Annotated in this window: 10 protein-coding genes and 1 rRNA gene; 4 read left to right on the forward strand and 7 right to left on the reverse strand. The window is 71.9% G+C overall.

The features are described from left to right. The first annotated feature begins 8 nt into the window (after positions 1 to 8). Together AMK25_RS30195 and AMK25_RS30200 are read left to right on the forward strand one after the other, a co-directional pair. Entirely contained in the window at positions 9 to 674 is a 666-nt protein-coding gene (locus tag AMK25_RS30195; RefSeq protein WP_073831756.1) for a response regulator, read from the forward strand. 113 nt (positions 675 to 787) lie between these two features. Further along, positions 788 to 2,893, forward strand: a complete 2,106-nt coding sequence (locus AMK25_RS30200; protein ID WP_073831757.1) for an MMPL family transporter — start codon at positions 788 to 790, stop codon at positions 2,891 to 2,893. Positions 2,894 to 2,945: 52 nt separating this feature from the next. Here AMK25_RS30200 and AMK25_RS30205 read toward each other — a convergent pair whose 3' ends face one another. The 7 genes from AMK25_RS30205 to AMK25_RS30235 all read right to left on the reverse strand — a co-directional run bounded on the left by AMK25_RS30205 (position 2,946) and on the right by AMK25_RS30235 (position 11,507). Continuing rightward, a complete protein-coding gene (locus AMK25_RS30205; protein ID WP_073831758.1) occupies positions 2,946 to 4,379 on the reverse strand; it encodes a condensation domain-containing protein in 1,434 nt (477 codons plus the stop codon). After that, on the reverse strand, positions 4,367 to 5,056 hold the full coding sequence (locus tag AMK25_RS30210) for a hypothetical protein (RefSeq protein WP_143194821.1): 690 nt from the start codon (positions 5,054 to 5,056) through the stop codon (positions 4,367 to 4,369). Before AMK25_RS30210 ends, AMK25_RS30205 begins: the two co-directional genes overlap by 13 nt. Then, on the reverse strand, positions 5,031 to 6,257 hold the full coding sequence (locus tag AMK25_RS30215; protein WP_143194822.1) for a hypothetical protein: 1,227 nt from the start codon (positions 6,255 to 6,257) through the stop codon (positions 5,031 to 5,033). Before AMK25_RS30215 ends, AMK25_RS30210 begins: the two co-directional genes overlap by 26 nt. Beyond that, complete coding sequence (locus tag AMK25_RS30220) at positions 6,254 to 7,594, reverse strand: MATE family efflux transporter (RefSeq protein WP_073831772.1); 1,341 nt, start codon at positions 7,592 to 7,594, stop codon at positions 6,254 to 6,256. The genes AMK25_RS30215 and AMK25_RS30220 overlap by 4 nt, the downstream gene beginning before the upstream one ends. A gap of 150 nt (positions 7,595 to 7,744) precedes the next feature. Beyond that, entirely contained in the window at positions 7,745 to 9,463 is a 1,719-nt protein-coding gene (gene argS, locus AMK25_RS30225) for an arginine--tRNA ligase (RefSeq protein WP_073831761.1), read from the reverse strand. 271 nt (positions 9,464 to 9,734) lie between these two features. Further along, positions 9,735 to 10,793 (reverse strand): tryptophan--tRNA ligase, encoded by a 1,059-nt coding sequence (trpS, locus tag AMK25_RS30230; protein WP_073831762.1) that lies wholly within the window; start codon positions 10,791 to 10,793, stop codon positions 9,735 to 9,737. 270 nt (positions 10,794 to 11,063) lie between these two features. Beyond that, positions 11,064 to 11,507 (reverse strand): PRC-barrel domain-containing protein, encoded by a 444-nt coding sequence (locus AMK25_RS30235; protein WP_064448820.1) that lies wholly within the window; start codon positions 11,505 to 11,507, stop codon positions 11,064 to 11,066. A gap of 126 nt (positions 11,508 to 11,633) precedes the next feature. Between AMK25_RS30235 and AMK25_RS30240 the strand changes: the two genes are divergently transcribed. Together AMK25_RS30240 and AMK25_RS32525 are read left to right on the forward strand one after the other, a co-directional pair. Next, positions 11,634 to 11,912 carry an SCO4848 family membrane protein gene (locus AMK25_RS30240; RefSeq protein WP_073831763.1) on the forward strand — a complete coding sequence of 93 codons (279 nt, stop codon included), beginning with the start codon at positions 11,634 to 11,636 and terminating at the stop codon, positions 11,910 to 11,912. 702 nt (positions 11,913 to 12,614) lie between these two features. Next, a 16S ribosomal RNA gene (locus AMK25_RS32525) occupies positions 12,615 to 12,861 on the forward strand; the annotation flags it as partial.

Raw genomic sequence — 12,861 nt, forward strand, 5'->3', positions numbered from 1 at the left:
GGCGCCCCATGGTGCGCATCGTGGTCGTCGACGACCAGGATCTGGTTCGGGGTGGCTTCGCCATGATCCTCGACGCGGAGCCGGACCTGACGGTGGTGGGCGAGGCGGCGGACGGCCTGGAGGCCCTGCGGGTGGTGGCCGAGAAGAAGCCGGACGTGGTGGTCATGGACATCCGGATGGACGGCCCGATCGACGGCATCGAGGCCACCCGCCGGATCTGCGCCACCACGGACGCGCGGGTGCTCATCCTCACCACGTTCGACGTCGACGAGCACGTGCACGACGCGTTGCGGGCCGGCGCGAACGGCTTCCTGCTCAAGACCATGCGCCGGGCCGAGTTGGTCGAGGCGGTACGGGTGATCGCCAAGGGCGAGGCGCTGCTCGCGCCGACGGTGACCCGGCGGGTGATCGCCGACCTGCTGCGGCGGCCCCAGGGCGCGATCCGCCCGCCGGCTCTGCTGGCCGAGCTGACCGGCCGGGAGCGGGAGATCCTCTGCCTGGTCGCCCGTGGGCTCTCCAACGCCGAGATCGCCGCCCGGCTGACGGTGAGCGATCACACCGTCAAGACCCATGTCAGCAACGTGCTGGCCAAGCTGGGCCTGCGGGACCGGGTGCAGGCGGTGGTCTTCTCCTACGAGGCCGGGCTGATCAGTCCCGGTGAGGATCTCGACTGAGCGCTCTCCCTCGCTCGGGTGAGACCGGATTTCGCTCTCGTCGGCGATCCGCCGGAGGGCCCGCTTCATCAGGATGAGATCACATCGATCTTTCCGTCCTGAGGAGCCGTGTGATGATCCGTGCCGTTACGCGTTTCGCTCGCCGGCGCCCTGCCGTCGTGCTCGTCATCTGGCTGGTGATCGCGGCGGCCGGCTTCACTGTCGGAAACGGCGTCTTCGCCCGGATGACGACAAGCGTCGGCGCCATCGCCGGCAGCGAGTCGCAGCAGGGCGCACAGGCGCTCGGTGACGCCAAGCTGGCGCCACCCGTGATCAACGCGGTCATCTCCGGCGGCCCGGCCACCGACCCCGCCTTTCGTACCAAGGTCTCCGCCGCGCTCACCGAGCTGCGCTCCATCGACGGCGTGCTGGCGGTGACCGACCCGTTCGGTCCCCAGGCCCCGGTCGCCACCGACGGCGCGGCGGTCCTGGTGAACGTGGAACTGGCGCACCAGGGAGACGTGCTGGCCGACAAGGTACGGACGCAGTTGACCGGGATCGACGGCACGACAGCTGTGGTCTCCGGCGGCCCGCTCACCGACCGCGAGTTCAACGACCAGGCCACCTCGGACACCCGGCGGGCCGAGATCGTGTCCGCGCCGTTGCTGCTGCTCCTGTTGCTGCTGGTCTTCATGTCGCTGATCGCCGCCGGGCTGCCGCTGCTGATCGCGCTGGTCGGTGTCGGCGGAACCTTCTCCACGCTGCTGGTGATGAGCTTCTTCACCGACGTGTCGATCTATTCGATCCAGGTCACCACGATGCTCGCCATCGGCCTCGGCGTCGACTACGCGCTGCTCATGGTCAGCCGGTTCCGGGAGGAACGGGCGCTGACCGAGGACGCGGAGGAGGCGCTCGTGCGGGCCTCCGAACGCGCCGGCCGGACCATCGTCTTCTCCGGTCTGACCATCGCGGTCAGCCTGGCCAGCCTGGTGGTCTTCGCCGATCCGTTCCTGCGGTCGATCGGCGTGGCCGGCGCCGCCGTGGTGCTGATCGACATGCTTGCCGCGATCACACTGCTTCCCGCGCTGCTCCAGCTGCTGCGTAACAGGATCAAGCCGGCCCGGGCGCGGAAGGAACGTGGCCGGTCCTTCGCCACGGTCGCCCGTGGCGTGCAGAAGATGCCGGTGCTCACCCTGCTGGTGGTGCTCGTCGGCCTGCTCGTGGCCGGGTTGTCGGCGACCAACCTGCGGCTGGACACCAGCAACCCCAGGTCGCTGCCGGCCGACAGTGCCACCCGCCAGCTCACCGAGGAGCTGCGTGAACACTTCCCGGCACTTGCCGGCCCGAGCGCGATCACGATCGTCGCCCGGACCTCGGCCGACGACCCCGACCTGGCCGAGTTCCGGCAGCGGGCCGCCGCGGTGCCCGGCGTCTCCGTGGTGAACCCGGGGCGCAGCGGCGGCGGGCTGGCCGTTCTCCAGGCCACGCCGAAGAACCCGACGAGCGATCCGGACACCGCCCAGGCGGTACGCGACATCCGCGACCTGGACGCCCCCTTCACGGTGCAGGTCACCGGGGACGCGGCCCGCCTGGTCGACTATCAGCAGGAGCTGCGCGACCGCCTCCCGATCGCCGGCGGTATCGTGTTGCTGGCCACCTTCGTCCTGCTGCTGGCATTCACCCGGTCGGTGCTGATCCCGCTGAAGGCCGTGCTCACCAACCTGCTGAGCCTGTTCGCCGCGCTCGGTGTGGTGGTCTGGGTGTTCCAGGAGGGGCACCTGGTCGGCCTGCTCGGCGGTGAGCGGCTCGACGGCATCGACCTGACCGTGCCGGTGGTCGTCGCGGCGATCGCGTTCGGTCTCTCCACCGACTACGAGGTCTTCGTCCTCTCCCGGATCCGTGAGCGCCGCTTCGCCGGCGCGGCCCCGGACCAGGCGGTACGGGAGGGTCTGCAGCGAAGCGGCGGCATCGTGACCGCCGCGGCCCTGCTCCTCGCGGTCACCTTCGCCGGCTTCATGACCGGGGGATTCGCCCCGATCAAGGAGGTCGGCCTGGGTCTGGTGCTGGCCGTCCTGATCGACGCGGTGATCGTCCGGATGCTGCTGGTCCCGGCGACGATGGCGATTCTCGGGCGCGCCGCGTGGTGGGCGCCTCGCTTCCTGGGTGGCCGGCCGCAGGTCCCCTCCGCTCCGGAGGCCGGTGACGCGCAGCCGGAGCTGACGGTCACCGCCCAGGGCTGAGAGACCGGGGCGGGGCAGGCCCACGCCGCCCCGCCCCGGTCGATCGGGTCGTTCAGTGCGGGGCCACCACGCCGCGCAGACCGGCGGCCTCGCCCACCTCGGAGAGGAGCAGATCCGTGTCGAGCAGTCGCACCAGCAGGCGGTCCACTCCGATCAGGACCGCACGGATGAGGTCAGGGGGCAGCAGGGTGGTGTCCCCGAGCAGCGTCCAGCGCAGCTGGCCGGGGGTGTCGAGCACGTCGCCGACCTCCATGAAGAACGAGGGGCCGGCCGGCCGGCGTTCGGTCCACCGGAAGCTCGGCTCGGTCAGGACCCGCTGCGCCACGTCACGGTCGAGCGGTGCGGTGACGGGCGGCGTCTCCGGCGCGCCGCGCATGTCGTTGAAGAAGCATCGGATCTCCGGCTCGGCGCCGCGTTCCCGGCTCACCTCGGCCAGCGCCGCCCACCCGTCCACCGGATCGAAGCGGCCGTGCCGGAAGGCCCGCACGGCCGTGCCCCAGCAGTGCCGGACCAGGTCGGAGAAAGCCGGCCCGGTCAGGTCGACGACGGCCGGCATGTGCTGGGTCAGCGTGCCGATCGAGGCCCGCTGTGGCGCCGTGGTGCGGTTGCCGGTGACCAGGAGCAACCCGCACCGGTCGGTCTCGGCGACCACGCCCAGCAGGGCCGCGGTCACCGCGAGCGCGACAGTGGCGGTGCTGGTGCGGTACCGGTCGGCGAGCAGCCCCAGCACCGGCGCCGAGATCGGCGAGTCCAGGACACCGCGCCAGAACCGGGGTTCGGCCGGCGCCACCGGCTGGACCGCGGCGAAGTTGTCGAGCGGGACCGCGTCCAGTTGCCGGCGCAGGTGGGCCACAGCGGCGGCGCTGACCGTACGACCCCGGGGGGAACGCTCGAAGGCGGCGAGGTCGGCGGGATGAACCAGTTCCGGAGTCGCCGGATCCGGGCGCCCCGCCGCCCGGCAGGCCAGCATCTCGGCCAGCACCCGCGCCGCCAGACGGCTGCTCTGCAGGTCGGCCGCCAGGTGGGCGATGCAGAGCACCAGAGCCCGGGGCACCTGCCGGTGCACGTAGACCAGGACGCGCATCGGCACGTCCCGATCGTGGTCGAACGGTGTCGCCTGGAGCTGCTCGTCCAGTTCCCGGGCGGCCGCCGCGAACTGCTCGGCCGGACCGGCGCCGGAGAAGACCCCGACCGGGATGCTGCCGCTGTCGAGCACCTCCTGGACCAGCCGGCCGTCCCGTCGCGGGAACCGCGTACGCAGTGCCTCGAAACGACCGGCCAGCGCGCCCACCGCGGCGCACACCATGGCCAGGTCCACGCCCTCGGGGATCAGCAGGGGCACCGTGACGTTGTAGGCGGTGCCCGGCGGCATCCGCCGGATGTCGCGTTCCACAAGCACCTGCCCCCACGTCAGCTGCTCGACGATCGCCCGGGAACCGGTGAAGCAGGCCGGCTGCCAGCGCACGTCCGCGGTCAGGCCGGGCACGATGCGTAGCCGTCCAGCGTGCGGACCGCCGCGTCCCGGCGGTTCTCCAGGTACAGCTCGTTCCACCGGCCCAGCCCGGCGTCGGACGCGTGCGGGCCGAGGAACCGGGCGGCGACCGACGCGCGGTAGGCGGCCCAGGTGGCCGCCGGGCTGACCAGCCGGCTGGCGGCCGGTACGGTCCGCGCCGGCCGCGGCGGCAGGCTGCTGCCGGCGCACACGGCGTCGGCCCAGTTCTCCTGCTCGTCGAGGGTGGCCAGTACAGCGTCGAACGGCAGACCACGCAACTCGGTGACCGCCACCGCGCGGCTGCGGAAGCCGGTCGCCGACACCGGGCCGAACCGCTCGATCGCGATCGCCACCGGCAGCATCGCGCGCGGCGCGAACCACTCGCAGCCGAGCACGGTCAGCGTGGGCAGCCCGCCGGTGTCGACGTCGTCCGCGGCGACGATCCGCCACTCCGCGAAGGGCAACGCGACGCCCGCGGCCCGGAAGGTGACCGCGTCGGCGCCGCAGTCCGGGCAGGACTTGATCCGGACCGCCATCGGGGGTGCGGGCGGGCGGATCACCCCCGGCGGTTGATCGGCCGGAACGAGGAAGTGGGCCGCCGCCTCGCGGCGCGCCATCCGTTCGACCACTGTGCCCAGGGCCGGGTCAGGAGTCGTGGCAAGCGTGGTCATGTCGGGTGTCCTCTCCACGGGCGTCGGCCGGAACGCCGGCCGCGACGAAGGTGCCAGGGCTCCGGCGGTGCAGGCCGAGGACGACCGCGGCCACGCCGAGGTCGATGAGCGCGCTCCGGCCGGCGGCGCCGAGGGCCGCACCGTCCGGGGCGGTCAGGCCGGAGTCCACCCAGGTCGACACGGCCGCACGGATCCGGGCGGGGTGGGCGGGGACGAGTGGGACGGGCAGTTCACGGCGGACCGCCGCGGCCTCCCGCCCGAGCAGGTATCCGGCGGCCCAGATCTCCAGGGCGGCCCGCGCCGGCGGCCGCGGCCCCGGACGGTTGTCCAGGTACGCGGCCAGCGCGGTCGTCACCTCCTCCGCGTCGACGCCGATCAGGTCGCACCAGTCCGCCCAGTACCAGCAGAACTCGTTGCCTCCGGGCTCACCGGTGTGCGGCCGGAGCAGCCGGATCAGGCAGCGCGAGTCCTTGACCCGCACGACGTACTCGTCATGGGACTGGTAGCGGGACCGCGACGCCAGGGTCGTGTCGATCCGGGGGTCGAGGTCCCAGTGCGTGTCGGACGGCGCCGGCGGCGCCCACACGGTGGCGTGGTGCCGGCCGCCGTGCCCGGCGATCAGGGTCGGCAGCCCGCGGTTGTCGACCAGGTGCGGCACCGTCGCCAGCAACGGCACTCCACGTTCCCGGCAGTACCGGGCGATCATCTGGTCGTCGTCGGTGACCTCGTCCGGGATCGGCGCCAGATAGGCGGCCAGGTCCGCGGCCACGTCGGCCGGCAGCAGGAACGCCAGCGCCGGGATCCACTCCATCGGGGACAGCGCCGCCCACGGCGATCCGGCGACCGCCGCCAGCCGGCACAGGAAGCTGTTCTGCGGGCTGCTCCAGTCGGTGTACAGGGCGATGCCGTGCGCAGGGCGACGCGCGATCGCGGCGACCACGTGGGTGGCGAAGTCGTCGCAGACCCGGGCGTCGTCCTGCAGCACCAGGTGATGCGTGGCGCCCTCCGCGATCGAGGCCCAGGCGACCTTCGCGGTCCGCAACGGGCTGCGGGCGGCGTCGGGGGCCGGGTCGTGCACGACGCGCGCGGACAGCGGGCGGCACGCCTCGACGAGCGTCTCCAGGGCGACGTCGCGAGCCGGATGGTGCATGATCGTGACGCTGAGACGGACGTCCCGCGCCCGCCACTCGGGGCGGCTCACCGGGCCTCCGCCCGGCTGGTCCGGCGGACGTGCCGCCACGTCAGCAGCGGGACGAGCAGCATGCCGCCGACGTTGAGCACCGCGATCGTCCAGTACAGGGCCGACGGATCCTGCTGGGTCCGGGCCAGCGCGCTGCCGACGACCACCATGCCCCCGAAGTAGGGCACGTTCAGCAACAGCGCGATCAGGCCCCCGCCGACCTGTTCGAGAAGGAGCAGCGTCATCACGTTCAGGCCCAGACCGATGTAGGTCAGGCCGACGATCGCCAGGAAGCGTCCGGTCTCCGACGCGACGGTCGGGTCACCTGCAAGCAGCGCGGCCAGGGGGTCCCGGCACAACCAGATCGCGGCGGCCAGCACCGCGTACACCACGGCGGTCAGGCGAAGCCCGGAACCGAATGCCGTCAGCCACTCCCCGGGCCGCCCCGCGCCCCGCAGCTGGTTCAGCACGATCGCGGTCGCCGAACCGAGCGCCGAGGCTGGGACGATGAGCAGGTTCTGCAGCGCGCCGGCCGCCGAGTACCCGGACACCACGTCCGGCCCGAACGGGCTGAGCGCCCACAGCAGGCCAGCGTTCGCCACGGCCATCACCACGAACGACGCGGTGACCGGCAGCCCGGTGCCGGTCAGACGCCCGATCGCCTCCGGCCGCCAGGTCAACGGCCCGCTCGCCGTCCAGAGCCCGCAGCGGTACACCTGCACCAAACCGACGGTCAGTGCGGCCACCCCGCCGCCCGCGATCGCGACCGGAAGCGCGTACACGCCGAGGTCGGTGCCGAAGCCCAGGACCGCGACGCCGCCCACCTCCATGGTCGCGCCGGTCAGCACCACGGCCGCCGCGGAGCCCGGCCGGCCGTAGCCGCGCAGGCTCGACGAGAGCAGCACGGTCGGGAAGAAGATCAGGTTGGCCAGGCAGGCCCAGCGGGTGAAGGCGACGAACTCCCCCACTGATGCGTCCGGGACGTTCAGCAGCGTCGCCAGCCAGGGCGCCGCCAGGATCAGTACGAGGCTGACGGTGCCCCAGACGGCCATGCCGACGCGGGCCATGCTGGCGGCGACCGGGAGGACGTCCCGTGCCCGGCCGGCGCCGCGGCTCACCGACGCGGCGACCTGGTTGCTCACGTCGAAGCCCACCTGGAGCGCGGCGAAGAGCAGCGCCAACGGTACGTACAGGGAGCGCACGTACATCGCCTCGACGCTGATCCGGGCCATCAGCGCGATCACCACCACCGGCACCAGGACGCCGGCCGTCTCGCCGAGCGCGATCGTGGCGGCGAGGCGGCGGATCCGGGCCGCGCCGTCCCAGGCGACAGTGGTCGGTGCTTCGGTGGTGCTCACGACGGCGCCACCGTCGCCGCGCCGGTCGTCGGACGTTCGGGCATGACCCACCCCCATGTCGGGCTCGCGGAGACGCACCGACCATAGATACGCGCGAATCAGGCCCACAAGCTGCCCAAAGTGCTATGCCCAGGAGGCATCCGCTCGGCCTCACAACCGTTCCGGGGTACGGATGCCGAGCAGGTCCAGGCCCTGCCGCAGCACCCGACCGGTCAGGTCGCACAGCACCAGCCGGCTCTCCCGTACCGGCCCGTCGGCCCGCAGCACCGGGCAGCGCTCGTAGAAAGCGCTGAACGCGACAGCCAGCCGGTGCAGGTACGCGGTCAGCCGGTGGAACTCCAGACCGTCCGCCACCTCCTCGACCACCGCGCCGAAGCCGACCAGTTCCATCGCGAGCGCCCGCTCGGCCGGCTCGGCGAGCGAGACCTCCGCGTCCGGCCGCGCCGCCGCGCCGGCCCGCCGGAAGATCGACCGGACCCGGGAGTACGCGTACTGGAGGTACGGCGCGGTGTTGCCGTCCAGCGACAGCATCCGCTCCCAGTCCAGCACGTAGTCCTTGTGCCGGTCCCCGGACAGGTCGGCGTACTTGATCGCGCCGATGCCCACCGCGCGCCCCACCTCGGCGGCCTCCACCTCGCTCAGCTCCGGGTTGCGTTCCCGGGCCAGCGCGGTGGCCCGCTGGACCGCCTCGGTGAGCAGCCCGACCAGCTTCACCGACCCGCCGGCCCGGCTGCGCAGCATCCGTCCGTCCGGGCCGAGGATCGAGCCGAACCCGACGTGCTCGGCCCGTACCGGCGCGGCCAGCCAGCCGGCCTGCGCGCCGACCGCGAACACCATCTCGAAGTGCCGCCGCTGCGGCAGCCCGACGACGTAGAGCAGCCGGGTCGCGTCGAGCGCGCCGGTCCGGTGCCGCAGCGCGGCCAGGTCGGTGGCCGGGTAGCCGTACCCGCCGTCGGACTTGCGCACGATCAGCGGCAACGGTTCGCCGTCACGCCCCACCGAACCGGGCGGGAACACGCAGTCCGCGCCGTCGCTGCGCCGCAGCAGCCCGAGCCGGTCCAGTTCCTCGACAGTCGGCGCGAGCTGGTCGTGGTAGCTGCTCTCGCCCCGGAAGTCGTCGCCGGTCAGTGTCACGTCGAGCAGGTCGTAGACGGTCAGGAAGTAGCTCTCGGACTGCGTCACCAGCAGCCGCCACAGCCGCAGCGTCGCCGGGTCGCCGCCCTGCAACGCCACCACCCGCAGCCGCGACCGCTCCCGGAACGCCTCGTCGTCGTCGAACTTCGCCCGCGCCGCCTTGTAGAACCCGTCCAGGTCACCCATCGACAGCTCCTGCGCCGCCCCGGCCTCACCCAGGTCGAGCAGGTGCTCGATCAGCATGCCGAACGGCGTGCCCCAGTCGCCGAGGTGGTTGGCGCGCAGCACCCGGTGCCCGAGCCACTCCAGCGTCCGGGCCGCCGCGTCCCCGATCACCGTCGAGCGCAGGTGCCCTACGTGCATCTCCTTCGCCACGTTCGGCCCCGAGTAGTCGACCACCACGGTCTCCGGCGCGGCGACCACCGGCACGCCGAGCCGCGGGTCGGCGGCCATCGCGGAGACCAGGCGGCCGAGCGCGTGCCCGGACACGGTGAGGTTCAGGAAGCCCGGACCGGACACCTCGACCGCCGCGCAGAGGTCCGCGAGCGCCGCGCGCTCCCGTACCTCCGCGGCGATCTCCCGCGGCGGACGGCCGAGCAGCCGGGCCAGCGCCAGCGCCGCGTCGGACTGGAAGTCCGCGTGCTGCGAGCGCCGCACGGCCGGGTCCACCGGTACGCCGGCCACCGTCGCGAACGCGGGCGCCAGCCGGTCGGCAAGCAGCTTTTCAAGATCCATGGGTACGCCGATCTCGCTGTGGATCCGTCGCGCGGATCACCTGACGGGAACGCGACGGCGGAGCGAGGACGATCGATGACGACCGGCGGCTCGATCCGCCGGTCGCAGGAGAGGAAGGCTCAGCGCAGGCGGTCGCGGGACCGCCGGCGTCGCAGCGCGCCGAGCCGGACGCCGGGGGACGTCATCGGGTACGCGTGCGAACTGGCCATGTCGGCAGCGTAACCGGCCGGCCCGGGGTCGGCGCAAGCGCGTACCCCGGGCCGGTCTGTGGTCAGGCCGAGGTGGCGACGGCCTTGCGGTAGCGCTCGGCCCGGCGCCGCACCTGGGTGTACGCACTGCTCAGGCCCATCGCCCGGCGGACCTCGACGAGCGTGCGGCGCACCTCGACGCGGGTCCGTTCGGTGCCGGTGACGATCAGTTCGTCGACCAGGCCGGGTTGCGCCTCGAAGCGGGCCCGGCGCTCCCGGATCGGGTCGAGGAACCGGTTGAGCGCCGTCACCAGCGCCTCCTTGACCTCGACGTCACCGACCCGGCCGGCCCGGTAGCGGTCCTTGAACTCCGCCACCTGCGCCCGGTCCGGGTTGAAGACGTCGTGGAACTCGAAGACCGGATTCCCCTCGACAGTGCCCGGCACGTCGGCGCGGACCCGGTTCGGATCGGTGTACATCCCCATCACCTTGCGGCGCACCGTCGCCGCGTCGTCGGAGAGCCCGATGGCGTTCCCCTTGCTCTTGCTCATCTTCCCGGCGCCGTTGGTGCCGACCAGCGTGGGCGTGGCCGACATGAGCATGTCGGGCACCGGGAAGACCTCGCCGTAGAGGTGGTTGAACCGCCGGGCGATCTCCCGGGTCACCTCGACGTGCGCGGCGTTGTCCTTCCCGACCGGCACGACCTGCCCCTTCACGCAGAGGATGTCGGCGGCCTGGAGGACCGGATAGCCGAGCAGGCCGTACGGCATCTCGTCCTTGCCGGCGTCCCGGGTCATCTCCTTCAGCGACGGCACCCGTTCCAGCCGGGGCACCGTGATCAGGTTCTGGAACAGCGTGTTCAGGTCACCGACCTCGGGGATCGCCGACTGGAGGTAGAACGTGGCCCGCTCCGGCTCCACCCCGGCGGCCAGGATGTCGGTGACCATCTCGCGGGCGTTGTGCGCCACCTGCTCGATGTCCGCGCGGCTGTTGCGCGTGGTGAGCATGTGCAGGTCGGCGATGATGAAGAAGCTCTCGTACCGCTGGTGCAGCCGCACCCGGTTGGCGATGCTGCCCACGTAGTGGCCGAGGTGCAGCCGCCCGGTCGGGCGGTCGCCGGTGAGCATGCGTGCAGAGGGCATGGTCGTACGCCTTTCGTGCCGTTCGCTGGCGGGGAGACGCGACCCGGGTGTCACCCGGATCGGTGGAGCGGGCTCGTCAGAACGAGCGCCGCCATCGCCCGCCGGCGCGGAACCGAAGTCCGCCGGCACGGAGTACGTCGAGGATCTGCTCCCGGCCGTCGGCAGCGTGGCCCGGGAGACCGGCACGGGTCTCCGGGAGGCAGCTGCGCAGCCGGACCATGCCTGACACGGTAACCGCTCACCGGCCGGCGCCGCTGCCTCCTGCCGCGCTTACTGCTGTCGATAGCTCTCGGAGTAGTAGCTGCCGACCCGCTCCCGGTACTCCGGGTGCGCGAAGTGATCGCTGTCGAACGCGGGCGACTCCTTCACCTGGTCGCGGGTGCGGTCCACGTGCACCACGCGGTCCAGGTGGTCGACGCGGGCCACCGTGCCGGCCGGCAACAGCACCTTCTTCCCGAAGATCCACGGCCCGGTGTCCACCACCAGGTAGCGCGCGTCGGCGTCCTCGTTCGCCTCGTCGATCGACCCGATCCGGCCGTCGGTCGCCTCCACCCGGTAGCCCGTGAGGTCGAGCGGCGTGCCGGGGCCGGGGGCGTCCAGCTGGTCGTCGGTGTCCGCGGCGCGCTGCCGCGGTACGTCTCCGGGCCGGGTCTGGTCGTACCCACCCGCCAGGGCGGACGGGTCCCGCCAGGCCCAGGGGTTGAACGGCTGCATAGGTGGCACCTCCCGCGCATCGGCTCGACACCGTGCACAGTGCCCCGGCGGCCCCGACGGAAACACGTTCCGCCGTCCCCGGAGCCCTGACCTGCGCGGACGGGTGCGCTGGCATACTGGCCGACCATGGTCCTGTCGCGTGGTTGGTCGCTGTTCCTGGTCGCCGTCGGGGTGTGGACCTGGGTGATCTGGCCGAGGTTCGCGGTCGCCATCTGGGACGACGAGCGCGCCTGGTCTGCCGACGTCGTCGGCGAGGGCAGTCCGACGAGCTTCCTCTGGGTACACGCCCTGCTGATCGGCGCCTCCCTGGCGATCGGCACGACTGTGGGGGTTCTGGGTATCCGCGCCTACCGTGTGTCCCGCGCCGCCCGCCGCCCTTCCCCGTCCTCGGCCCCGCGCAGGTGATCAAGGAGTTTGCGTCCGGGTGGGGACACGGATCGGGACGCGAACTCCTTGATCGTGCATGCCGCAGACGGGTGTGACGCGCGCCGCTACCCCCCGATTTGACGATCAAACCTGCGGACGCGTAACTTTCTCTCTGCCAGCGCGGAACGGGGCAAACGGGACGAAAGTCCTGAAGCACCGAACCGGGACTGGCGCCAGGTCTTAACGAGGTTCGCCTCCGCAGGACCTGGTCCGGGCGAGGCTTGCCGAAACGCCGGAGGGCGGATTTGGCGGAGCGAAACCGACCGGGTAAGGTTGTCGACCGGCAGGGAACCGGGCGAGCTAGCGGGCAACCGCAGCGGCCGGCCTGCCAAATCCGATGATCAGACGCAGCGGGTGACTGCTGCGTGGGTTCAGCGGCGCCGACCCGTACGAAGCGTGACAGACCGGGACACACGGTTTGACACGGCAGAGACGGTGAGGTAACGTAGTAAAAGTGCCCGGCGCGAGAGCGGCGGGCAGTTGAACGAGATGCCCCGGTCGGGGGTTCCACTGTGTGGGGCTTTCTGGTTGGTGTGTGGTTGTTCTTTGAGAACTCAACAGGGTGCTTGTAAAGCCAGTGCCAATTGTTTTATACCCCGGACTGGTCAGGCTGTTGTCTGACTGGTTGGGATTCCTTTGGCAACACTTTTGTTGCCAGGTTGATTGCTGTTCGACAAGTTTTTGTTGGAGAGTTTGATCCTGGCTCAGGACGAACGCTGGCGGCGTGCTTAACACATGCAAGTCGAGCGGAAAGGCCCTTCGGGGTACTCGAGCGGCGAACGGGTGAGTAACACGTGAGCAACCTGCCCCAGGCTTTGGGATAACCCCGGGAAACCGGGGCTAATACCGAATATGACCTTGCACCGCATGGTGCGAGCGACGCCGTCGTACGCCTGGCCGGCGGCGACCCCCGGGCCCGCCGGGAGGA

Source organism: Micromonospora sp. TSRI0369 (assembly GCF_001905625.1).
GTDB lineage: Bacteria > Actinomycetota > Actinomycetes > Mycobacteriales > Micromonosporaceae > Micromonospora > Micromonospora echinospora_A.

Excerpts from the sequence above, each read along its gene's own strand:
- AMK25_RS30195 (WP_073831756.1), top strand. The coding sequence starts at position 9 with ATGGTGCGCATCGTGGTCGTCGACGACCAGGATCTGGTTCGGGGTGGC.
- AMK25_RS30240 (WP_073831763.1), top strand. The coding sequence starts at position 11,634 with ATGGTCCTGTCGCGTGGTTGGTCGCTGTTCCTGGTCGCCGTCGGGGTG.
- trpS (WP_073831762.1), bottom strand. The coding sequence starts at position 10,793 with ATGCCCTCTGCACGCATGCTCACCGGCGACCGCCCGACCGGGCGGCTG.
- AMK25_RS30200 (WP_073831757.1), top strand. The coding sequence starts at position 788 with ATGATCCGTGCCGTTACGCGTTTCGCTCGCCGGCGCCCTGCCGTCGTG.
- argS (WP_073831761.1), bottom strand. The coding sequence starts at position 9,463 with ATGGATCTTGAAAAGCTGCTTGCCGACCGGCTGGCGCCCGCGTTCGCG.
- AMK25_RS30235 (WP_064448820.1), bottom strand. The coding sequence starts at position 11,507 with ATGCAGCCGTTCAACCCCTGGGCCTGGCGGGACCCGTCCGCCCTGGCG.
- AMK25_RS30210 (WP_143194821.1), bottom strand. The coding sequence starts at position 5,056 with ATGACCACGCTTGCCACGACTCCTGACCCGGCCCTGGGCACAGTGGTC.